Source organism: Actinopolymorpha cephalotaxi (assembly GCF_013408535.1).
Taxonomy (GTDB): Bacteria; Actinomycetota; Actinomycetes; order Propionibacteriales; family Actinopolymorphaceae; genus Actinopolymorpha; species Actinopolymorpha cephalotaxi.
Window position 1 is genome coordinate 1,765,033 of the sequence record NZ_JACBZA010000001.1, and the last position, 22,641, is coordinate 1,787,673.

General features: G+C 70.2%; 16 protein-coding genes. 13 read left to right on the plus strand and 3 right to left on the minus strand.

Annotation, left to right across the window (positions count from 1 at the left end):
- The first annotated feature begins 59 nt into the window (after window positions 1-59).
- From ddaH to FHR37_RS07970, 3 genes are all read left to right on the plus strand, one after another.
- Window positions 60-1,019 (plus strand): dimethylargininase, encoded by a 960-nt coding sequence (gene ddaH / locus FHR37_RS07960; RefSeq protein WP_092884789.1) that lies wholly within the window; start codon window positions 60-62, stop codon window positions 1,017-1,019.
- Window positions 1,009-2,304, plus strand: a complete 1,296-nt coding sequence (gene rocD, locus FHR37_RS07965; protein ID WP_092884787.1) for an ornithine--oxo-acid transaminase — start codon at window positions 1,009-1,011, stop codon at window positions 2,302-2,304. The genes ddaH and rocD overlap by 11 nt, the downstream gene beginning before the upstream one ends.
- Window positions 2,305-2,614: 310 nt before the next feature.
- Entirely contained in the window at window positions 2,615-4,738 is a 2,124-nt protein-coding gene (locus FHR37_RS07970) for a GxGYxYP domain-containing protein (RefSeq protein WP_237768896.1), read from the plus strand.
- Window positions 4,739-4,748: 10 nt separating this feature from the next.
- On the opposite strand, the gene FHR37_RS32365 is transcribed toward FHR37_RS07970, so the two are convergent.
- On the minus strand, window positions 4,749-5,252 hold the full coding sequence (locus FHR37_RS32365; protein WP_202818179.1) for a DUF2752 domain-containing protein: 504 nt from the start codon (window positions 5,250-5,252) through the stop codon (window positions 4,749-4,751).
- Window positions 5,253-5,368: 116 nt separating this feature from the next.
- On the opposite strand from FHR37_RS32365, the gene FHR37_RS32975 reads away from it, so the two are divergent.
- The 10 genes from FHR37_RS32975 (at window position 5,369) to FHR37_RS08025 (ending at window position 19,884) form a co-directional block, all read left to right on the plus strand.
- On the plus strand, window positions 5,369-6,091 hold the full coding sequence (locus FHR37_RS32975; protein ID WP_092884783.1) for an RDD family protein: 723 nt from the start codon (window positions 5,369-5,371) through the stop codon (window positions 6,089-6,091).
- 291 nt (window positions 6,092-6,382) lie between these two features.
- Window positions 6,383-7,186, plus strand: coding sequence for an indole-3-glycerol phosphate synthase TrpC (gene trpC, locus FHR37_RS07985; RefSeq protein ID WP_092884781.1), 804 nt, complete (start codon window positions 6,383-6,385; stop codon window positions 7,184-7,186).
- Between the two features lie 38 nt (window positions 7,187-7,224).
- The gene (gene trpB / locus FHR37_RS07990; RefSeq protein ID WP_092884779.1) at window positions 7,225-8,511 is read left to right on the plus strand and encodes a tryptophan synthase subunit beta; all 1,287 of its coding nucleotides are present in this window, start codon (window positions 7,225-7,227) and stop codon (window positions 8,509-8,511) included.
- The gene (gene trpA, locus FHR37_RS07995) at window positions 8,508-9,326 is read left to right on the plus strand and encodes a tryptophan synthase subunit alpha (protein WP_092884777.1); all 819 of its coding nucleotides are present in this window, start codon (window positions 8,508-8,510) and stop codon (window positions 9,324-9,326) included. Before trpB ends, trpA begins: the two co-directional genes overlap by 4 nt.
- Before the next feature lie 64 nt (window positions 9,327-9,390).
- Window positions 9,391-10,173, plus strand: coding sequence for a DsbA family protein (locus FHR37_RS08000; RefSeq protein WP_092884775.1), 783 nt, complete (start codon window positions 9,391-9,393; stop codon window positions 10,171-10,173).
- Window positions 10,174-10,233: 60 nt separating this feature from the next.
- Window positions 10,234-11,883, plus strand: coding sequence for a prolipoprotein diacylglyceryl transferase (gene lgt / locus FHR37_RS31375; RefSeq protein ID WP_237768895.1), 1,650 nt, complete (start codon window positions 10,234-10,236; stop codon window positions 11,881-11,883).
- Between the two features lie 264 nt (window positions 11,884-12,147).
- The gene (gene gltB / locus FHR37_RS08010; protein WP_092884773.1) at window positions 12,148-16,701 is read left to right on the plus strand and encodes a glutamate synthase large subunit; all 4,554 of its coding nucleotides are present in this window, start codon (window positions 12,148-12,150) and stop codon (window positions 16,699-16,701) included.
- On the plus strand, window positions 16,694-18,178 hold the full coding sequence (locus FHR37_RS08015) for a glutamate synthase subunit beta (protein WP_092884771.1): 1,485 nt from the start codon (window positions 16,694-16,696) through the stop codon (window positions 18,176-18,178). Before gltB ends, FHR37_RS08015 begins: the two co-directional genes overlap by 8 nt.
- Before the next feature lie 225 nt (window positions 18,179-18,403).
- Window positions 18,404-19,009 (plus strand): hypothetical protein, encoded by a 606-nt coding sequence (locus FHR37_RS08020; protein ID WP_092884769.1) that lies wholly within the window; start codon window positions 18,404-18,406, stop codon window positions 19,007-19,009.
- A 332-nt stretch (window positions 19,010-19,341) separates the two neighbouring features.
- The gene (locus FHR37_RS08025) at window positions 19,342-19,884 is read left to right on the plus strand and encodes a hypothetical protein (RefSeq protein WP_139239042.1); all 543 of its coding nucleotides are present in this window, start codon (window positions 19,342-19,344) and stop codon (window positions 19,882-19,884) included.
- A 90-nt stretch (window positions 19,885-19,974) separates the two neighbouring features.
- On the opposite strand, the gene FHR37_RS08030 is transcribed toward FHR37_RS08025, so the two are convergent.
- Complete coding sequence (locus tag FHR37_RS08030) at window positions 19,975-21,168, minus strand: amidohydrolase family protein (protein WP_092885051.1); 1,194 nt, start codon at window positions 21,166-21,168, stop codon at window positions 19,975-19,977.
- Window positions 21,168-22,547, minus strand: coding sequence for a glutamine synthetase family protein (locus tag FHR37_RS08035; RefSeq protein WP_175542604.1), 1,380 nt, complete (start codon window positions 22,545-22,547; stop codon window positions 21,168-21,170). Before FHR37_RS08035 ends, FHR37_RS08030 begins: the two co-directional genes overlap by 1 nt.
- Window positions 22,548-22,641 lie beyond the last annotated feature (94 nt).

Sequence of the window (22,641 nt, forward strand, 5' to 3'; positions counted from 1 at the left end):
ACAGGGAAGGTCGCGGCGGCCGCTCGCGCCCCCGTTCGTAGTTCTGCGGAGGTTTCTCGATGCCCACGACCACCAGTTCCGGCAACCCCGGCAACCCCGGCGACGGCGACAGCCGCACCTCGCCGGCCGGCGCCCGGACCGCCACCCGCCGGCACTACCTCATGTGCCGGCCGACGTACTTCACCGTCGCGTACGCGATCAACCCGTGGATGCACCCGGAGAACGCGGTCGACACCGATCTCGCGATCGCCCAGTGGGAGCGCCTGCGCCAGACCTACCTCGACCTCGGTCACGAGGTCAGCCTGATCGACCCCTCGCCGGGCCTGCCGGACATGGTGTTCGCCGCGAACGGTGCCGTGGTGGTGGACGGGCTGGCGTTCGGCTCACGCTTCCGGCACCTGGAGCGGATGCCCGAGGCCACCCGCTACCTCGAGTGGTTCAAGACCCACGGTGTCGAGCACGGCGTTCGCGACGCGTACCTTCCGCTGTCCGTGGCCGAGGGGGAGGGCGACCTGCTCACCACGCCGGACCACATCCTCGCCGGCACCGGTTTCCGTACCGACCCGGCGGCCCACCGCGAACTGGCGGAGTACGTCGACCGGCCGGTCGTCACCTTGCACCTGGTCGACCCGCGCTTCTACCACCTGGACACGGCTCTGTCGGTGCTGGACGAGCACAACGTCGCGTACTTCCCGCAGGCGTTCGCGCCGGAGAGCCGCCAGGTGCTGGAGCGGCTGTACCCCGACGCGGTGCTCGCCGACGAGGCGGACGCGGTGGTGCTGGGCCTGAACGCCGTGTCCGACGGCCGCAACGTGGTGCTGCCCGTGCAGGCGACGGGGCTGGCGGGCCGGCTCGCCGAACGCGGGTACGAGCCGGTGCCGGTGGACCTGTCCGAGCTGCGCAAGTCCGGTGGTGGGCCGAAGTGCTGCACGCTGGAGATCCGGCCGGGCGCGGCCGAGAGCGGCATGGCGCCGGCGGGCGCGGGCGCGACGGGGGAGGAGGCCTCGGATGCTCGATGACCTGACGACGCGGACCGTGGACCAGACCGTGGACCGGACCGCGGAGCAGATCACGCTGGCCGAGCGGTACGCCGCGCACAACTACCACCCGCTGCCGGTCGTCGCCGCCGAGGCCGAGGGCGCCTGGGTGACGGGTGTGGACGGGCGGCGCTACCTCGACTGCCTGGCGGGGTACTCCGCGCTCAACTTCGGGCACCGCCACCCGGCCATCCTCGCGGCGGCGCGGGAACAGCTGGACCGGCTGACGTTGATCAGCCGGGCGTTCCACCACGACCAGTTCGGGGCCTTCTGCGCCGAGCTCGCCGGCCTGGTCGCGGCGTCGAACCCGAACGCCGGCAACGATGGCACCGGTTCCGGCGCGTCCCCGGACGTCATGGTGCTGCCGATGAACACCGGCGCGGAGGCGGTGGAGACCGCGCTGAAGGTGGCCCGCAAGTGGGGCTACGAGCGCAAGGGCGTGCCCGACGGGCAGGCCACCATCGTGGTCGCCGCCGGCAACTTCCACGGCCGTACGATCACGATCGTCAGCTTCTCCGACGACCCCGACGCCCGCGACCACTACGGCCCCTACACGCCGGGCTTCGTGACCGTGCCCTACGGCGACGCGGGTGCGATCGCCGACGCGATCGACGACACCACGGTCGCGGTGCTGATCGAGCCCGTCCAGGGCGAGGCCGGGGTGATCGTTCCTCCGGAGGGCTACCTGCGCGACGTCCGCCGTACGTGCACCGAGCGGGGCGTGCTCCTGCTCGCCGACGAGATCCAGGCGGGGCTCGGGCGGACGGGCACGACGTTCGCGTGCGACCGCGAAGGCGTCGTCCCCGATCTGTACATCCTGGGCAAGGCGCTCGGCGGCGGGGTCGTGCCGGTCTCCGCGGTGGCCGGCTCGCCGGACGTGCTGGGCGTGGTCCGCCCGGGCCAGCACGGCAGCACGTTCGGGGGCAACCCGCTGGCGTGTGCGGTCGGCCGGGCCGTGGTGGGCCTGCTCGCCGACGGCAGCTACCAGCGGCGGGCGGCGGACATGGGCGCCGTTCTCACCGAACGCCTGAACAGCCTGCTGGGCAAGGGACTGGTGGGCGTACGCACCGCCGGTCTGTGGGCCGGCGTCGACGTCGATCCCGCGCTCGGCACCGGCCGTGACATCTGCGCCGCCCTGGCCGAGCGGGGCGTGCTGGCCAAGGACACCCACGGCTCGACGATCCGGCTGGCGCCGCCGCTGGTGATCGAGCAGCCGGACCTGGAATGGGCGGTGGACCAGCTGGCCGAGGTGTTGCGTACCCGCTAGGCAGCCACCTCGGCACCACCTCGGCACCACCGAGGGACCACCCGAGCCGCCCACCTCACTGGCCGGAGCAGCCCGCACCGACGCGGCCTGCTCTGGCCAGTGATCTTGTCCGCACCTGCCCGAGCACAGCACAATCGTCAACGCCCGGGGGCGGGCACCTGCTCGTCGTTTCCCAGCACGTCAGGCTTCTCGTGGTTCCGCACCTCTCGCACGTCGGTCCGCCCCGAGCGTTCGATTCCTCCGCACGTGTGCCCGGATCCCTTTTCCCAGCACGCGGACAGCGCTTACCCACCAGGCGGTGCGACGACCCATGACATGGAACAACAAGTACTCACGGCGAACCTTCGGCCGGATGGTCGTGGCCGGACTCGGCGCGGCGACGTTGCCGAACGTGCTCGCGCCCGGGGCCGCGCAGGCGGCGACGGGCGGCGCCGCGGCCGGCGCCAGGACCGCCGGCCTCACCGCGACGGCCACCCAGACGCGATCGGGCATCACCTGGCCGGAGGGGCAGGCGCTCCCGCACTTCGCGCCCGTACGCACTCTCGACGTCGTCGACATCACCGGCCTGTCCGGTGACGAGAAGCTGATGCTGGGAACGCTGCAGGGGCTGGTCAACCGGGTGCGCCCGCAGATCTACCTGATCGGCGACGACGCCACCAGCGGCGAGGGCCGGCTGACCTGGCTGCGCGACCTGGACGTGTCCTACACCGTGCACAAGGACTTCTGGGAGCTGGTGGGGAAGTACCGCGGCGCGATCCGGGGCAGTGTCGTCTACGACCCCGGCGTACCCGACTCGCTCAACGTCGCCACCACCCTCGCCGGCCTGCGCGGCCTGGTCGCCGTCGGCCCGGACCTGGCGGGGACGCTGGCGAAGAAGTACGGCGTGAAGGTGGTCGAGGACCTGCGCGGGCGGTTCACCAGCCGGATCGACGCCTACCAGTGGCAGTACGAACACCTGTGGCCGCAGACGACCCACCGGATGCTGATCGGCCTGCCGCCGTTGAAGGACGTCAGCCTGCCGCCGGGCCTTCCGGCGTACTACACCACCATCGCCAAGGTGGACGGCCACCTGCACGACGCCTCCAACCGCAAGGTGTACGACTTCGACCTCACCGCCCAACTCGGCGGCGACGGCGTGTGGGTGCGCTTCGACGACGCGTTCACCAACGACGGCTGGGGTCCCGCGGTGCACCAGGTGACGCTGCGCGCGGACGACACAGTGGTCGCCGACTTCGTGCCGGGCACCGACGCGGAGGATCCGTACCTCTTCGACGACAGCAACTCCCAGACCAGCCTGGGGCCGCCGCTGCACCGGTTCGCCGACGGCAGTCACTACTTCGTGTACGGGTTCGCCCCGCCTGCAGGCACGTCGAAGCTGACGCTCTCGGTGGAGATGTGGAACGAGTTCGCCGTGTCGGTGAGCAAGGTCGAGCCGGCCCGGCCGACCAAGGTGGCGTACGCATATCTGCGCGACTACGCCGTGGCCAACCAGGCGATGACGTTCTGGCTGGACCCGAACGTCGACGCCGAACGCGAACTGTTCGAGCGGATCATGTCCGACGTCGAGCCGTACACGCCGTATCTCGGGTGGTTCGCCCAGGACATCGCCGGCGAGTTCGGCGGCACAGAACTGTGCTCGAAGCACGGCGTCTACGTGCTCGCCGCGGACTGGTTCGAGAACCTCTCCGTGCACTCGGGCTCCCGGGCGCCGATCTCCGACCAGCAGAAGCCCGCACCCACACTGGCGCTGGAGAACAAGGTCTACGTCACCTTCACCATGTCCGAGGGCGACAACCTGCAGTACAACGAACACCGGCTGCGGGTTCTGTGGGACAACCCCGGCAGGGGCAGCGTGCCGGTCAACTGGACCACCAACCCGCTGCTGGCCGACGCCGCGCCGAACTTCCTCAGCCACTTCCAGCGCACCGCGACCGACAACGACCTGCTGGTGGCCGGCCCCTCCGGCGCGGGCTACATCTACCCGACCCCGTGGCCGGACGCCACCTTCACGACGTTCACCGAACAGACCGGGAAGTACATGCGCGCGACCGGGATGGGGATCGTGTACGTCCTCAACCGGGTCGACGGTCACGACGTCGACCTGTCGGCGGACAAGACCCGGGCGTACGTCTCCGACGTCCAGCCGCAGGGAATTTTCCTGAACTGGTCCGGCACGACCACCACCCGGCTCGTCGAGGGCGGTACGCCACTGGCCACCATCCTCGGCGTCGGCGGCGTGCAGGAGACCAAGGACGCGATCGCCCGGTCGGCCGCCGGGTGGGACGGGACGTCGCCGCGGTTCGTCTCGATCGGCGTGAACGCCTGGTCGACGACGCCGCAGGACCTGGCCGAGGTGACCGCCTCGCTCGGTGCCGACTACCGCGTGGTGCGCGGCGACCAGTACTTCGACCTGGCCCGGAAGGCGCTCGGGTAGCTCCGCGCGGTCAGACGTGCAGGGCGGTGAACGGCGGCCAGGGCAGGTTGCGCAGCACCATGAAGACCACGGCCGCCGCCACCACCGCCGGGAGCAGCGCCGACCGTGCTCGCGGACCCAGCGCTGGGCGGGGGAGGCGTACGCGGGCATCCAGGCGTTCGAGCACCCAGCTCAGCCACAGGTAGGCCACGACCAGGATCGCGAGAAGGGCCGGCGCGTTGAAGCCGAGCGCGCCGGCCAGGTCGCCGTGGAGTACGGCGGCGGCCATCCGGGTCGTACCGCACAGCGGACAGTCCAGACCGGTGACGGTGTGCAGCAGGCACGGAACGCCGAACCGGCCGCCGGAGATGCTGTTCGCCGCCGCCAGTCCCAGGCCGGCGGCGCCCAGGACGGCGATGCCGGCCAGCGTGCTGTCCGAGGGCAGGCCGGCGGGGTGCGCAACGACGTGCTCGGCGGGGCGCGCCGCGGTGCCGGTGGGCGGTCCGCTCGGTCGTCGCAGGGTCGGATCGGGCACGGATTCACCGTAACCCCAACCCGTGATCATAAGTTGGTTCCAGGGGCAGGTGGTGACCGCTACTCTGCTCGAATTCAGTGCCAACCTCACTTGTGAATCCCAGAACGGAGACGGTTGTGAGTACACCGACCCCGCCGGGTCCCGACGCACGCGACGAGGACTCGTCCTCGGGACGGCACGGTGCTCCGCAGCCTCAGGATCCCTACGGCCGGCAGGCCCAGGGTCACGGCGGCCAGCAGGGCTACGGCCAGCAACAACAACAGAGTCACGGCCAGCAGCCGGGATACGGTCAGAGTTACGGCCAGCACCAGCAGCAGTACGACCAGGGCCAGCAGGGTCAGTACGGCCAGCAAGGTCAGTACGACCAGGGTCAGTACGGTCAGTACGGCCAGAACGGCGGCACGCCCGAGATCGACCGGAACCTGCTCGCCCCGTGGGTCCTTCGCCTCGGCGCCTACCTCATCGACGGGGTGGTGGTCTGGATTCCCGGTGCCATCGGCTCGGCGCTGATGGCCGGCATGCAGTCCGGTGGCCAGCCGTCCGGGGCGGCCACGGCGATCGGCTCGGTCCTGTACCTCGTGAGTCTCGGCATCAGCATCTGGAACATCGTCTTCCGGCAGGGCACCACCGGCCAGAGCATCGGCAAGCAGGTGCTCAACATCAAGCTGGTGCGTGAGTCCGACGGGCAGCCGCTGGGTCCGGGCACGACGTTCGTCCGGTCGCTCGCGCACATCCTGGACGCACTGCCCTGCTACGTCGGGTTCCTCTGGCCCCTGTGGGACAGCAAGCGCCAGACGTTCGCCGACAAGCTGATGCACAGCCTGGTCATCAAGCTGTAGAGGTCGTGCGGGCGGCGGACGGACAGGTCCCGGCGGGCGACCGCCCGGGGTCCGCGCCGTCGCCCGCACGGGTTTTCGCACTGATTCCAGCCTGGTTCCAGTCCTGGGCCGGGCTTGACCCACACCCCTCCGCCGTGCGGGCGACCGTGCACGGGAGGGCCCCCGACAGCCAGCCGGTGTCGGGGTTGGGGGAGGTCGTCGTTACTCTGAGCAGGTCTCTGGAAGCGAGAGCGGGTTCGTTTCACCGAAGACCCGCGCCTGCGCTTAGGTCGCTCAGGAAGGACTGACTGCGTGAGTGTTCTCGACGAGATCCTCGACGGGGTCCGCGCCGACCTTGAGGAGCGGCAGGCGAGAGTCTCGATCGACGATCTGAAGAAGCGGGTCGCCCTTCTTCCGTACGCCATCGATCCCGTCCCGGTTCTGCGGGGCGACGGCGTCGCCGTCATCGCGGAGGTCAAACGGTCGAGTCCGAGCAAGGGCGCCCTCGCCGCGATCGCCGATCCGGCCGCGCTCGCCGCCGACTACCAGGCCGGCGGGGCCGCCGTGATCAGCGTCCTCACCGAGCGCCGTAGGTTCGGCGGCTCGATCGACGACCTCCGGGCGGTGCGTTCCTCGGTGGACGTTCCGATCCTCCGCAAGGACTTCGTGATCACCAGCTACCAGCTGTGGGAGGCGCGCGCCTACGGCGCCGACCTGGTGCTGCTCATCGTGGCCGCGCTGAAGCAGAACGCCCTGGTCTCGCTGATCGAACGCGCGGTGTCGATCGGCCTCACCCCCCTGGTGGAGGTGCACACCGAGGAGGAGGCCGAGCGGGCCGTCGACGCGGGCGCCAAGCTGATCGGCGTCAATGCCCGTGACCTGCGCACTCTCGAGGTCGACCGGGCGGCGTTCGGCCGGATCTCGCCGCGGATCCCGGACGGTATCGTCAAGGTGGCGGAGTCCGGCGTACGCGGTCCGCACGACGTGATCGAGTACGCCCGCGCCGGTGCCCACGCCGTCCTGGTCGGCGAGAGCCTGGTCACCGGGAAGAACCCCCGGTCCGCGGTGGCCGACCTCGTTGCCGCCGGCGCCCATCCGGCGCTGCACCATGACTGAGCCGAGAGACCGACCCGACCCCGAACCGAAGTGAGTCGATGACTGACGTGGCCGCTGCCAACACCGACCGGGGCGTGCTCGGTCAGGGACTCGACGGACATTTCGGTCGCTTCGGCGGCCGGTTCACCCCCGAGGCCCTGATCGGCGCGCTGGACGAGCTCGAGCAGGCGCACCGCTCCGCGCAGTCCGACCCGGCGTTCACCGCCGAGCTGGACCGGATGTTCCGGGAGTACGCCAACCTTCCGAGCCCGCTCTACGACGCGACCCGGCTCTCCGAGGTGGCCGGCGTCCGGATCCTGCTCAAGCGGGAGGACCTCAACCACACCGGCGCGCACAAGATCCGCAACGTCCTCGGCCAGGCGCTGCTGGCGGTCCGGATGGGCAAGACCCGGATCATCGCCGAGACCGGGGCCGGGCAGCACGGCGTGGCCACCGCCACCGCCTGCGCCTACCTCGGCCTGGAGTGCGTGGTCTACATGGGCGAGGAGGACACCCGCCGGCAGGCGCTCAACGTCGCCCGGATGGAGTTGCTCGGCGCCGAGGTCATCCCGGTGACCGCCGGGAGCCGGACGCTGAAGGACGCCATCAACGAGGCGCTGCGTGACTGGGTGGCCACCGTCGACGACACCCACTACCTCCTGGGCACCGCTGCCGGACCGCACCCGTTCCCGGTGATCGTCCGCGACTTCTGCCGCGGCATCGGCGACGAGGCCCGGGCCCAGACGATCGAGCTGACCGGTTCCCTGCCCACCGCGGTGTGCGCGTGCGTGGGCGGTGGCTCCAACGCGATCGGTACGTTCAGCGCGTTCGTCCCCGACGAGTCCGTCCGGCTGTACGGCTTCGAGGCCGGCGGCGACGGCGTGGAGACCGGCCGGCACGCCGCGACGATCACCTCCGGTCAGGTCGGGGTTCTGCACGGCACCCGGTCCTACCTCCTCCAGGACGAGGACGGCCAGACCATCGAGAGCCACTCGATCTCCGCGGGCCTGGACTACCCGGGGGTGGGCCCCGAGCACGCCTGGCTGCACGACACCGGGCGCGCGACCTACCTCCCGGTGACCGACGCCGAGGCGATGGACGCGCTCCGACTGCTGACCCGGACCGAGGGGATCATCCCCGCGATCGAGTCCGCGCACGCGGTGGCCGGTGCCATGCGGATCGCCAAGGACCTCGACCCGGACGCGACCGTGCTGATCTGCCTGTCCGGCCGCGGCGACAAGGATGTCGACACCGCCGCCACGTGGTTCGGCCTGCTGGACGACAAGCCCGGCGTGGAGACGGCCGGCACCGAGCGCGAGAAGCAGAGCACGGAGGAGCAGGCGTGAGCACCTCGACGTCCGCCGCGGTGGGCCCGGCCTTCGCGCGGGCGAAGGAGGAGGGCCGCGGGGTGCTGGTCGGCTATCTGCCGGCGGGGTTCCCGAGCCACGACGGCGCGATCGCGGCGTTCGAGGCGATGGCCGAGGGAGGTGTCGACGTCTTCGAGGTCGGCCTGCCCTACTCCGACCCGACGATGGACGGCCCGACCATCCAGGCCGCCGCCGACCAGGCGCTGCGCGGGGGCACCCGCACCAAGGACGTTCTCCGTACGGTCGAGGCGGTTTCCGGCTTCGGCATCCCGACCCTGGTGATGACGTACTGGAACCCGATCGAGCGGTACGGCGTTGAACGCTTCGCACGAGACCTCTCCTCGGCCGGCGGGGCGGGGCTGATCACGCCCGACCTGATCCCGGAGGAGGCCGAGGAGTGGATCGCCGCCAGCGACGCGACCGGCCTGGACCGGGTTTTCCTGGTCGCGCTGTCGTCGTCGACGGAGCGGCTGGCGCTGACCGCGCGGGCCTCCCGGGGTTTCGTCTACGCCGCGTCGGTGATGGGTGTGACCGGCGCCCGTGAGCAGACCAGCGTCGGTGCTCCGGGGCTGGTCGCCAGGCTGCGGGAGGTCACCGACCTGCCCGTCGGTGTCGGGCTCGGCGTGTCCAACGGCGACCAGGCCGCCGAGGTGGCGGCGAGTGCGGACGCGGTGATCGTCGGCTCGGCGTTCGTACGCCGGTTGCTGGACGCGCCCGACGAGCGCACCGGCGCCGAGCGGGTGGGCGAACTCGCCCGCGACCTCGCCGACGGCGTCCGCCGGCGAGCGCAGTGAGGCCCCACCAGCATCCGGCGTCGCGACGTGGCGGCGCCGGTGGACAGATGAGGCGGAGAGCGGCATGAGCAAGAAGTCGGCCCGGGACCAGTTGCGCGCAGAGCGTGCCCGGCAGGCCGCGCAGGCCAAGCGACGCGAGAACCTGATGCGCATCGGCGTGGCCGTGGTCGTGGCGGTGGTGATCGTCGCCATTGCGGTCGTTGTCCAGTGGCAGCGCTCCAAGGTCGACACCACCGCGGCCTTCCCCGAGGGCGTGGTCGCGCCGTACAAGCCGACCTCCAAGAGCGACCCCACCCCGGTTGCCGGCAAGGCGGGCGGCCAGGGCGACGGCGTCGGCTTCGGCAAGTCCGGTGCCCCCGTCGTGGTGGAGATGTTCGAGGACTTCGCCTGCCCGCACTGTCGGGACTTCGAGTCCGACGCCGAGAAGACCCTGAACCAACAGGTCGAGGCCGGCAAGGCGCGGGTGATCTACTACCCCCTCACGCTGCCCGGCTTCGGCCGGCCGACCGAGCTCGCCGCCAACGCCTTCGGGTGCGCGGTCAACGCCGGCAAGGCCCGCGAGATGCACGACGCGCTGTACGCCAACTACAGCCAGAGCTGGACCAACGCCCAGCTGGTCGAGCTCGGCAAGGGGATCGGCCTCACCTCCGGATCGTTCCGCTCCTGCGTCAACGGCGACAACTTCGCCAACTGGGTCAAGGCGGTCGACGAGACCGGTACCAAGCGCGGCGTCCAGGGAACCCCCACGGTCTTCGTCAACGGCAAGCAGCTCGACCCCGGCGACACCAGCGGGACCGGACTCAAGCTCGCGATCGACTCCGCGGCAGCCAAGTCCGGCAAGCAGTGAGCGGGTAGTGAGCGGGTAAGGTCCGACCGACAGCCATCACCCGCAGGAGTGCCCCACGCCATGCAGATCCTCGCGTCCATTCCCAGCCCCTCCCAGGGGGTGTGGCATCTCGGGCCGCTCCCACTCAGGGCGTATGCGATATGCATCATCCTCGGAGTCGTCGCGGCGGTCTGGCTGGGTAACCGCCGCTGGATCGAACGCGGCGGCCGGGCGGGCACCGTCGCCGACATCGCCGTCTGGGCGGTCCCGTTCGGCCTGGTGGGTGCCCGGCTCTACCACGTGATCACCGACTACCAGCTCTACTTCGGTCCGGGCCGGGAGCCGCTGCGGGCGTTCGCGGTCTGGGAGGGCGGCCTCGGCATCTGGGGTGGTGTGGCGTTCGGCGCGCTCGGCGCCTGGATCGCCTGCCACCGCCGCGGCATCCCGCTGCCGGCGATGGCCGACGCGCTGGCGCCGGGGATCGTGCTCGCCCAGGCGATCGGCCGATGGGGCAACTGGTTCAACCAGGAGCTGTTCGGCGCGCCGACCACCGCGTGGTGGGGCCTGCGGATCGACCCGGCGCACCGTCCGATCGGATACGAGCAGTACGCCACGTTCCAGCCGACCTTCCTGTTCGAGAGCATCTGGGACGTCGGCACCGCGCTGGCGGTGATCTGGGCCGACCGGCGGTTCCGGCTCGGCCACGGACGCGCGTTCGCGTTGTACGTCATGTGCTACACGCTGGGCCGGGGCTGGATCGAGTACCTCCGAGTCGATCCGGTCAACCACATCCTCGGCCTGCGGCTGAACGTCTGGACCTCGGTCCTGGTGTTCCTGCTGGCGATGCTCTACTTCATCCTCTCGGCCACTCTGCGCCCGGGCCGGGAACGCGTCGTCGAGCCGGCGGCACCCTCCTCGCCCGGCGACGAGACGAGCGCCACCGCCGACACCCTGGGCGGCACCGCCTCCGCGACCTCCGTGACGGGCACGGCCGGCGCAGCCTCCGACGCCGCCTCCCGGTCGTCCGCCGATCGCCTGGCGGCGGCCGAGGACGACCGGCCCACCGCCGATCAGGGAACCGGCAGGGGGACCGGCGATCGTGGCGGTGCCACGAGCGATCCCGGCCGGGACCCCGCCCACCCGCGCGGCTTCGGCGAACCGGACGAGCCCGACCAGCCCGGCGACTCCGGCCACTCCGGTGATCCCGACGACTCCGATCCGGACGATCCGGCCGATCCGGCCGGTCTTGGCGATCCGGACGATGCGGACGAGGATCCGGCCTCGGCGGCCGAGCAGCACCTCGTGGTCGACCGCGGCCGGCTGGCGGAGCAGAAGACCCAGATCGAGGAGGCGGCCCGCCCGGAACAGCCCGGGCGGCGCGGCAACGAGACGGATCCCCGCCAGACCGGACAGCCGGACCAGCCGGGGCAGCCGGGCCAGCCGGGGCAGCCGGGCCGGACAGGTCGCCAGGAGGCACCGCAGGGGACGTCTCGCCGGCCGAGCCACCCGGCGGACGCCGGGGAGCCCCCTCCCGCAGAGGACCCCGGCGTGTTCGCCGACGAGCGCTATCCGGGCGACGACCGGTACACCCCGGAGGAGAAGTACCTCGCCGACCAGCGCAACAGCGCCACCGAGCCCGACCAGGACTCCCGCCGGGGCGGGACCGGGCGGCGGCAGGTGTCCGAGGAGCGAACACGTTCGGCAGAAAACCCCCCGGAGGGGTCACAATGACCGAAGTACGATCGAACGCGCGTCTCGGCTAGTACGTCACACCGCCGTGACCCGCCACGGCTCCGCGGCCTATGCTGTCGCGACCTGTGGCGTTGCCGGCTACCGCCGAAGTTCGCTCAGAGCGGACGCCACGACGAGGTGGTGTGCCCGGGACCATCGTCCCTGGGGGTCACCGTCAGGTGTCCGCTACCCTGCATGCAACCGCCGGGGCCAACGTCGTCCCTTGAGCGTGTCCCAACGCGAGTTGACGACGGGAGTATTCACATGCTCGGAACGCCCCCGCCGCCGCACGGCCTGTACGACCCTCGGTTCGAGCACGACGCGTGCGGCGTGGCGTTCGTGGCCACCCTGAGCGGCGAGCCCAGCCACCAGATCGTTCAGCACGCGCTCACGGCACTGCGCAATCTCGATCACCGCGGCGCGTCCGGCAGCGAGCCGGACTCCGGTGACGGCGCCGGCCTGCTGCTCCAGGTCCCCGACAGTTTCCTGCGTGCGGTCACCGACTTGGCCCTGCCGGCTCCCGGCGAGTACGCCGTGGGTACGGCGTTCCTCCCCGACGACGACGCGGCCGACGCCGCCACCGTCGCCCGGATCACCGAGATCGCCGCCGAGGAGGGCCTGGAGATCCTCGGCTGGCGCGACGTCCCGGTGGTGCCCGAGTTGCTCGGGCGCACCTCCCGCGCGGTGATGCCGCGGTTCCGCCAGCTGTTCGTGGCTGCGCAGGGGTCCGACGGCGCCGCGCTGAGCGGGGTGGCCCTGGACCGGCGCGCGTTCGCCCTCCGCAAGCGGGTCGAGCACGAGACCGGCGCCTACTTCCCGTCGCTGTCGTCGCGGACGATCGTCTACAAGGGCATGCTCACCACCGAGCAGCTCGAGCCGTTCTTCCCCGACCTGTCCGACCGCCGCATGGAGAGCGCCATCGCGCTGGTCCACTCGCGGTTCTCCACCAACACGTTCCCGTCGTGGCCGCTGGCCCACCCGTACCGCTACGTCGCTCACAACGGTGAGATCAACACCGTCATGGGCAACGAGAACTGGATGCGGGCGCGCGAGGCGCTGCTGGAAAGCGACCTGCTGGCGCAGCCAGCCGGCGCGGACGCCGGCCGGGGGATGGACCGGCTCTACCCGATCTGCACACCGGGTGCGAGTGACTCGGCGCGGTTCGACGAGGTGCTCGAGCTGTTGCAGATGGGCGGCCGGTCGCTGCCGCACGCGGTGCTGATGATGATTCCGGAGGCGTGGGAGAACCACGCCGAGATGGACGCCTCCCGGCGCGCGTTCTACGAGTTCCACTCCACCGTGATGGAGCCGTGGGACGGTCCTGCCTGTGTCGCGTTCACCGACGGCACCCAGGTCGGCGCGGTCCTCGACCGCAACGGCCTGCGCCCGAGCCGGTACTGGGTGACCGACGACGGCCTGGTGGTGCTGGCCTCGGAGGTCGGCGTCCTCGACATCGACCCGAAGTCCGTGGTCCGCAAGGGCCGGCTGGAGCCGGGCCGGATGTTCCTCGTGGACACCTCCGAGCACCGGATCATCGAGGACGAGGAGATCAAGGGGCAGCTCGCCAAGGAGAAGCCGTACGACGAGTGGCTGCACGCCGGGCTGATCCGGCTGGAGAACCTCCCGCCGCGCGAGCACATCGTGCACACGCACAAGTCGGTGACCCGCCGGCAGCAGACCTTCGGCTACACCGAGGAGGAGCTGCGGGTCATCCTCGCGCCGATGGCGCGCAGCGGCGCCGAGCCGATCGGGTCGATGGGCAGCGACACTCCGGTGGCCGCGCTGTCGGACCGGTCGCGGCTGCTGTTCGACTACTTCACCCAGCTGTTCGCGCAGGTCACCAACCCGCCGCTGGACGCGATCCGGGAGGAGCTGGTCACCTCACTGGCGGGGAAGATCGGCCCGGAGGGCAACCTGCTCACGCCGGGGCCTGCCTCGTGCCGGCAGATCGTGCTGCCGTTCCCCGTACTCGACAACGACCAGCTGGCGAAGATCATCCACGTCAACCGCGACGGGGACTTCCCCGGCTACGCCTCGCACACGGTGCAGGGGCTCTACCGCGTCGACGGTGGCGGCGAGGAGCTCGCCGGCCGGCTGGAGGAGATCTGCGCGGAGGTGTCGGAGGCGATCGAGGCCGGCGCCCGCGTGCTGGTGCTGTCCGACCGGCACTCCAACGCCGAACTGGCGCCGATCCCGTCGCTGCTGCTCACCGGCGCGGTGCACCACCACCTGATCCGGGAGAAGACCCGGTCCCAGGTCGGCCTGGTCGTGGAGGCCGGCGACGTCCGCGAGGTGCACCACGTCGCCCTGCTGATCGGGTACGGCGCGGCCGCGGTCAACCCCTACCTCGCGATGGAAAGCGTGGAGGACCTCGTACGCGAAGGCATCTTCCTGGAGGGAATCGCTCCGGAGAAGGCCGTCCAGCAGTTGGTGAAGGCGCTGGGCAAGGGCGTGCTCAAGGTCATGAGCAAGATGGGCGTGTCCACCGTCGCCTCCTACACCGGCGCGCAGATCTTCGAGGCGGTCGGGCTCGGCCAGCAGGTCGTGGACCGGTACTTCACCGGCACCACGTCCCGGCTCGGCGGCGTCGACCTCGACCACATCGCCGACGAGGTGCGCCGCCGGCACGAGACCGCCTACCCGCGCGACGGCATCGCACCGGCTCACCGCCGGCTGCCGATCGGCGGGGAGTACCAATGGCGGCGCGAGGGCGAGCCGCACCTCTTCGACCCGGAGACGGTGTTCCGGCTGCAGCACTCCACCCGCAGCCAGCGGTACGACATCTTCAAGATGTACACCGCGCGGGTCGACCAGCAGTCGCAGCGGCTGATGACGCTGCGGGGACTGTTCTCGCTGAAGTACGGCGAGCGGACCCCGATCCCGGTCGAGGACGTCGAGTCGGTGGAGAGCATCGTCAGGCGGTTCTCCACCGGCGCCATGTCGTACGGCTCGATCTCGGCGGAGGCGCACGAGACGCTCGCCATCGCGATGAACCGTCTCGGCGCCCGGTCCAACACCGGCGAGGGCGGCGAGGACACCGACCGGCTGAACGACCCGGAGCGGCGCAGCGCCATCAAGCAGGTGGCCAGCGGGCGGTTCGGGGTGACGTCGGAGTACCTCACCAACTCCACCGACCTGCAGATCAAGATGGCGCAGGGTGCCAAGCCGGGGGAGGGCGGCCAGCTTCCGGGTAACAAGGTGTACCCGTGGATCGCGCGCACCCGGCACTCCACGCCGGGCGTGGGCCTGATCTCCCCGCCGCCGCACCACGACATCTACTCGATCGAGGATCTCGCCCAGCTGATCCACGACCTGAAGAACTCCAACCCGGCTTCACGTGTGCACGTGAAGCTGGTCGCGGAGGTCGGGGTCGGCACGGTCGCGGCCGGGGTGTCGAAGGCGCACGCCGACGTGGTGCTCATCTCCGGGCACGACGGCGGCACCGGCGCCGCGCCGCTCACCTCGCTCAAGCACGCGGGAGCGCCGTGGGAGCTCGGGCTCGCCGAGACCCAGCAGACGTTGCTGCTGAACGGCCTGCGCGACCGGATCGTCGTCCAGACCGACGGCCAGCTCAAGACCGGCCGGGACGTCGTGATCGCCGCGCTGCTCGGTGCGGAGGAGTTCGGCTTCGCGACCGCGCCGCTGGTGGTGTCCGGCTGCGTGATGATGCGGGTGTGCCACCTGGACACCTGCCCGGTGGGTGTGGCCACGCAGAACCCCGAGCTGCGCAAGCGGTTCAACGGCAAGCCGGAGTTCGTGGTCACGTTCTTCGAGTACATCGCGCAGGAGGTGCGGGAGTACCTCGCCGAGCTGGGATTCGCCAGCATCGACGAGGCCGTCGGGCACGCCGAGCTGCTGGACGTCGCACAGGCGGTGGAGCACTGGAAGGTCGCCGGGCTGGACCTGCGGCCGATCCTCACCGTGCCCGAGCTGCCGGACGGCACGCCGCGGCGATGCGTCACCAACCAGGACCACGGCCTGGAGAAGGCGCTCGACAACCACCTGATCGAGATCTCCCGCGACGCCCTGGACCGGGGCGAGCCGGTGCGTGCGCAGTTGCCGATCCGCAACGTCAACCGCACCGTGGGAACGATGCTCGGACACGAGCTCACCAAGAAGTACGGCGGGGACGGCCTGCCCCACGACACGATCGACCTGACCCTGGTGGGTTCGGCCGGCCAGTCGCTGGGTGCGTTCCTGCCCCCGGGCATCACCCTCCGGCTGGAGGGAGACGCCAACGACTACCTCGCGAAGGGGCTGTCGGGCGGGCGGATCATCGTCCGGCCCGACCGCAACGCCACCCTGGTGGCCGAGGACAACATCATCGCCGGCAACGTCATCGCCTACGGCGCGACCGCCGGCCAGGTGTTCCTGCGCGGCAAGGTGGGCGAGCGGTTCTGCGTTCGCAACTCCGGCGCCACCGCGGTCGTCGAGGGTGTCGGCGACCACGGCTGCGAGTACATGACCGGTGGTGTCGTCGTCGTACTCGGCGCGACCGGACGCAACTTCGCGGCGGGCATGTCGGGCGGTGTCGCCTTCGTGCTCGACCTCGACCAGCGGCGGGTCAACCCCGACATGGTCGAACTCGAGCCGCTGACCGAGGAGGACCGCGACCTGGTGCACTCGCTGGTGAGTGCGCACCAGGAGGAGACCGGCTCACCCGTGGCCGAGGCGTTGCTCGCCGACTGGGCGGGCACGCTGGACCGGTTCGTGAAGGTGATGCCGAAGGACTACAAGCGCGTTCTGCAGGCGCGGGCCCGTGCCTTCGCCGAGGGACGCGACGTCGACCAAGCGATCATGGAGGCCGCACATGGCTGACCCGAAGGGCTTCCTCACCACCCCCCGCGAGGGAGCGCACCGAAGGCCGGTCGAAGAACGGCTTCGCGACTGGAACGAGGTCTACCCGGGCGAGGGGATCGGCGCCGCGCTGTTGCCGATCATCAGCAAGCAGGCCGGGCGCTGCATGGACTGCGGTATCCCGTTCTGCCACCAGGGCTGCCCACTCGGCAACCTCATCCCGGAGTGGAACGACCTGGTCTGGCGCGACGACTGGCGCGCCGCCATCGAACGCCTGCACGCGACGAACAACTTCCCCGAGTTCACCGGCCGGTTGTGTCCCGCGCCGTGCGAGACGGCCTGCGTGCTGGCGATCGACGAGACCATCTCCGGTGGTCCGGTGACCATCAAGAACGTCGAGGTCTCGATCATCGACCGCGCCTGGGCGCAGGGCTGGGTGACTCCGCAGCCGCCGGAGTGGCTGACCGGCCGGCGCGTGGCCGTGGTGGGTTCGGGACCGGCGGGGCTGGCTGCGGCGCAGCAGCTCACCCGGTCCGGGCACACCGTCGCTGTGTACGAGCGGGCCGACAAGGTGGGCGGGCTGATGCGGTACGGCATCCCCGAGTTCAAGATGGAGAAGCGGATCGTCGACCGGCGGCTGGACCAGATGTCGCGCGAGGGCACGATCTTCCGCTCCGGCGTCAACGTCGGCGTGGACGTGACCGGCCAGGATCTCCGCGCCCGTTACGACGCGGTGGTGCTGGCGATGGGGTCGACGATCCCGCGCGACCTGCCGATGCCGGGCCGCGAGCTCGGCGGCATCCACCAGGCGATGGAGTTCCTCCCGCAGGCCAACCGCGCCGCCCACGGCGAGGAGGTGCCCGGCCAGATCACCGCGCACGGCAAGAACGTCGTCATCATCGGCGGTGGCGACACCGGTGCCGACTGCCTGGGTACGGCACACCGGCAGGGCGCGGCGAACGTCGTACAGCTGGAGATCATGCCGCAGCCGACGGAGATGCGTCCGATGCATCAGCCGTGGCCGACGTACCCGATGCTGTTCCGCGTCTCCAGCGCGCACGAGGAGGGCGGCGACCGTCGGTACGCGGTGTCGACGACGGAGTTCCTCGGCGACGACAACGGCAACGTGCGTGCGCTCAACCTGGTCGAGGTGAAGTTCGAGAACGGCCGCTTCGAACCCGTCCCGAACACCGAGGTGGAGATCCCCGCCGAGCTGGTGCTGCTGGCGATGGGGTTCGTCGGTCCCGACCGTGGCGGCCTGCTCGAGCAGCTCGAGGTGGAGCTGGACGAGCGGGGCAACATCAAGCGGGACGCGTCGTACGCGACGAACGTCGAGGGTGTGTTCGTGGCCGGAGACGCCGGGCGCGGCCAGTCGCTGATCGTCTGGGCGATCGCCGAGGGCCGCGCGTGTGCGGCCGGAGTCGACGCGTGGCTGCGGGACGGGCACACGGCCCTGCCGGCGCCGATCAAGCCGACGGATCGTTCACTGGTGGTCTGACAGGCGGGCGAGTCCTTCCGCTCCGGCGGACGACCGCCCGCGACTGAGTGAGGCGCAGGGGACCCCTATCGCGGTGTTGTGAGCCGCGGCAGGGGTCTTCTGCGTCCGCGCGCCGTCCTGTCTGGTTCTGCGCTCGCTTCGCGGCCCGGGTCACGGTCAGTGGTCGGACCGGCCTGTGGACAGAGATCACCCGGTTTGCGACGGGTTCGCTACGGTATGCGAACTATGAAGATTCTGTACGGCAAATCAGCGCTGGTTCGCGGCGCGCTCGCCGGCGCGGTTGCCGTCGGCTTGGGCGTGTCCGGGTGCAGCAAGAACATCGAACCCGAGGCCGGCAAGACGCCGACCCCCACGGCGTCCAAGTCAGCCACCCCCACCCCGACACCAACCCCTACGCGAACGCCGGCTCCCACGCCGACGGCTCCCACCGGCTCCGTCGAGGAGCAACTCCACGCCGCCACCGTCAACTTCTACGCGGTCCTCAACGAGGCTTACAAGACCCTCGATACAAGGCCAGTTGATGAGGTGCTGCTGCCAGGCTCCAATGCAGCAAGTGGCTACACGGACTTTATTCACGATGTAAAAAAGAAGAACCAGCATTTTACATTTGAGGGCGGCTACAAGATTAGCAATTTCGAGGTTAAAAGCACTTCGTCGAAGGAGTCTACACGCGTCGAATTCGATCTCGATCACGGTCCGGGGCAGGTGCGAAATACTGCGAACAAGGTAGTGATGAAAATCCCGCAGACCCCGCCCTCCAGGGCTTGGATTGTCTTTTCGAAGAGAGGAAACAAATGGCTTGTCGTTGGACAAGACTTCCTCGATGGGTAATGGTCGTAGCGCTGTCCATCGCCGTGACCTCAGCACTATTACTGATCAACGCTTCATCCTCGGACGCCAGTGAGAGCCTGTCGAAATGTAGGGGATTCAAGTGTCCGACGAAACCACCCCCACCGCCAGGTCCGGTGCCTGGCCCTCCAGATGGTGGCGACGGTAGGTTCACGGGGCAGGCAGCTCTGCTGACCAAAGACGGAGCAGTGGTTGACTCAGGTGCGGGTTCGTCATGTTCAGATTGCATTTGGAACTTGCGGAAGTCGTGCGAGATGGGCGGCCGGACCGTCTGCCGTCGAATCTTGCAGTGTGGAGTAAACCCAGACGGCACAGTGAAGTACTTCTACGACATTTATCTACTGAGAACCGGAAAATCGTGGCAGTTACGCGACACTGTTTGTTTGGGTGATCCATCCGATGTGGTGACTACGGCGGACGTGGGAGCGGAGGTTCGTAAGAACTGGGAAGTGTGGGTGCCTCCGCAGCAGCTTTCGGTTCAGCCTGCTAACGCGCGAACATTGGTAAATCTGCCGACGTACTTCCAGTCCGGTCAGCCGCAGCAGATGCCGGCGAAGACCGTGCACGTGTTCAACTTCGACGTCACGGTGACGGCTGAAGGCGAGTGGAAGTGGACGTTCGATCCCGGTGTCACGAAGACGTTCGACACCCCCGGCAGCAGTTACGACGACTCCGACCCGAAGGTGAGCTACACCTACGACAAGGCGGGGTCTCGGTCGGTGCAGTTGAACACCAGTTGGCACGGCCGGTTCAGCGTCGGAACATATGGTCCGTACGACATCGCACAGCCTGCTGTACAGGGGCCTGGCCAGATCGACCTCGAGGTCGTCGAATCCGGACCGGTCCTCGGCCGCTGAGCCGGAAAATCCGAGGGGGCGAACTTCAAGAGTCAGTGATCGCCGACGGCTGAAGGATTCCTGGGCACGCCACCAATGGCGTGGAATCGTTCAGCCGTCAATGGCGTAGAGGCGGCGGGCGTTGTCGGCTCCGACCATCGCCGCCACACGTTCTGTATCGCGTGCGGTGAGGTCGCCATCTCGCCACCAGTCGCGGAGAAGCCGGCCGAACGAGTGCCGGAACTGTGCCGCTCCGACCAGATAGCGCTCGGGCAGTCGATAGGCGTCGGTGGAGAACATCAGCTTGCCGAACGGCGCGAGTTCGCAGAACTCCGCCAGGACGGCACCTGCCCGAGCCCCGACCTGGCCGACCGTGAGCCCGACGTCCACGTAGACGTGCGGATAGACGGCGGCCAGCCAGCCGGCCTCACGCTGGTACGGATAGCAGTGCAACAGCACGAGCGGCGTACCCACCGGCTCCACGGCCTCGATGAGCGGTTGTAGCAACGCGGGGTTGACAGACGGCAGGCGCAGGTCGCGATCACCGAATCCGGTGTGCAGCTGCACCGGAAGGCCACGATCGACACCGCACCACAGCACGAACCGCAACAGCACCTCGTGACGCAGCCGAGCCGCGGCCGGTCGACTCTCGGTCCCGCTCTGAGGAATGCCGAGGTCCCGGCGGCTCAGCAACCAGTCCCGCGCGGCGGCAGTGACCTCCGCGCGTGACGGTCGCCGAGGGTCGACGTCGAAGCCGTGCCGGTATCCGAGGATCGACTTCACCGCGACCGCGTTCCTGGTGGCCGTGGCGAGCGCGTCGACGTACGCATCGGCGAAGTCGGTGGCGGCGACCCCGGATTCCGCCAGGCCCTCCACAACCGACTCCAGCCGGACCACTTCCCGGCCCACAGCACCGGCCGCCGACGCGAGCCCCCGCACCGACCACCAGTCCGAGCCGGCTCCGTCGGTCCCGCCGATCCCGGTGTCGACCAGCAGGTACGACAACCCGGCGGCGCCGAGCAGTCGCCGAGCCACCTCCACCGGCCCGAGCTCGGCCCGCCGGTCCAGGAAGGTGTCCAGGGGAGCGCCGGCCGGCAGCCCGAGCGGGGGAGTGCACCAGCGCCGGACCGCGGCTCCGAGCAGGCTGTCGGCGTACGACACACCGACCGGCGCGGGCCGGTCGGCCTCGCCCAGCATGCGTTCGAACTCGGCCCGCTCCTGCCCAGAAACTCCGGCCGATCCGACGAACACCGGGTGACAGTGGGCGTCCACGAGCGGGAGGTCCGCCAGCGGGAGATCGGCCATCAGTACCTCCACCGGGTGGCGGCGACGACCTCCTCCTCGTCCGCCCCGGCGAACAGGTCGGCCTCGGCCCGGCGAACGGTGGCGAACGTGTCGAGCAGCGGCGCGCCCAGCGCCTCACCCAGCACCTCGTCCTCCTCCAGCAGGTCCACCGCGGCGAGCACCGACTGCGGCAGCCGAGGAGGCCGGCGTTCCTCCGGGAGGGTCGCCGGGTCGACGGTCACCTCGGGCGGCAGCGGCCGGCCGGCGTCGACACCGGCCAGGGCGACGGCGAGTACGGCACCGACGACGAGGTACGGATTGGCGCTCCCGTCGACGCACTTGAGCTCGGCGTTGGCGGCCCGGGGCTCACTGCCGCGGGTGCCGGTGACCAACCTCAGCGCGGCCTCGCGGTTCTCCCGTCCCCAGCACTGGTAGGGCGCGGCCCACTGCTGCGGGACCAGTCGCAGATAACTCGCCACGCTGGGTGCGGTCAGAGCGCACAGCGCGGGCATCCGGGCGACGAGTTCGGCGAGGATCGACTCGCCCCGGTCGGTGAGCCCGTGCGGTCCGTACCCTCCGACGAACAGGTTCTTCCCCTGCGCCCACGCCGAGAAGTGCAGGTGCGCGCCGTTGCCGACCGCCCCGGCCTCGACCACGGGAGCGAACGACGCGCGCAGCCCGTGCGCCCGCGACACCGCGCGGATCGTCTCCCGGACCAGCACGTAACGGTCGGCGGCGCCGACGGGATCGGTCGGGGCGACGGAGAGCTCCAGCTGACCGGGCGCGTACTCCGGATGGAACTGCTCGACCGGCACCCCCTGCGCATCCAGCGCCGACAGCAGTGCGGGCACGTAGTCCGCCAGGTCGGTGAGCCGCGACATGCCGTACGCCGGACCCGGCGCGCCCGGCTCCATGTCGTTCTCCGACCCCAGCACACCGACGTACCACTCGATCTCGAACGCGCACCGGAAACCCACCTCGCGCTCGGCGGCGATCGCCGCCATCCGCTGGGCGAAGGACCGCTGGCACATCGGGTACGGCTCGCCCTCCTGGGTCAGCCGGTCGACCGGCGCCCACGCCCACCCCGGCTGAGCCGACAACGAACCCACCCGCTGCAGATCCGGGTACAGGCGAAGGTCGCCGACCGGGCCACCGGCGTGCCGGCCGGCGGTGATCGAGTCGTCCACCAGGAAAACGTCGAACACCGGGGACATCCCGACACCCCAGCCGGCGGCGTCGGGCAGCCGGTCGACGGGAACGGTCTTCACCCGCGTGACCCCGGCGTTGTCGATCCAGGTCAGTGCCACGACGCGCACGTTGTCCTCGGTGAGCCGGGCGGTGAGTTCCTTCGCGTACGCGATCCGACGGGTTCGCTGGTCCGGGTCTGCCACGGATTCCATGACCGATCTATACCCCGTACGGCCTCGCGCCGTCTTCCCGGCCCGCGCGCCGCGCGCCGCCGCCGGTCCAACGTGGTGCCTTCACAGCGCGTTC

What these genes read in the sequence shown, in the direction of transcription:
- ddaH (WP_092884789.1), top strand. Translation starts at nt 60, where the DNA reads ATGCCCACGACCACCAGTTCCGGCAACCCCGGCAACCCCGGCGACGGC.
- rocD (WP_092884787.1), top strand. Translation starts at nt 1,009, where the DNA reads ATGCTCGATGACCTGACGACGCGGACCGTGGACCAGACCGTGGACCGG.
- FHR37_RS07970 (WP_237768896.1), top strand. Translation starts at nt 2,615, where the DNA reads ATGACATGGAACAACAAGTACTCACGGCGAACCTTCGGCCGGATGGTC.
- trpB (WP_092884779.1), top strand. Translation starts at nt 7,225, where the DNA reads ATGACTGACGTGGCCGCTGCCAACACCGACCGGGGCGTGCTCGGTCAG.
- FHR37_RS08000 (WP_092884775.1), top strand. Translation starts at nt 9,391, where the DNA reads ATGAGCAAGAAGTCGGCCCGGGACCAGTTGCGCGCAGAGCGTGCCCGG.
- lgt (WP_237768895.1), top strand. Translation starts at nt 10,234, where the DNA reads ATGCAGATCCTCGCGTCCATTCCCAGCCCCTCCCAGGGGGTGTGGCAT.
- gltB (WP_092884773.1), top strand. Translation starts at nt 12,148, where the DNA reads ATGCTCGGAACGCCCCCGCCGCCGCACGGCCTGTACGACCCTCGGTTC.
- FHR37_RS08015 (WP_092884771.1), top strand. Translation starts at nt 16,694, where the DNA reads ATGGCTGACCCGAAGGGCTTCCTCACCACCCCCCGCGAGGGAGCGCAC.
- FHR37_RS08020 (WP_092884769.1), top strand. Translation starts at nt 18,404, where the DNA reads ATGAAGATTCTGTACGGCAAATCAGCGCTGGTTCGCGGCGCGCTCGCC.
- FHR37_RS08030 (WP_092885051.1), bottom strand. Translation starts at nt 21,168, where the DNA reads ATGGCCGATCTCCCGCTGGCGGACCTCCCGCTCGTGGACGCCCACTGT.
- FHR37_RS08035 (WP_175542604.1), bottom strand. Translation starts at nt 22,547, where the DNA reads ATGGAATCCGTGGCAGACCCGGACCAGCGAACCCGTCGGATCGCGTAC.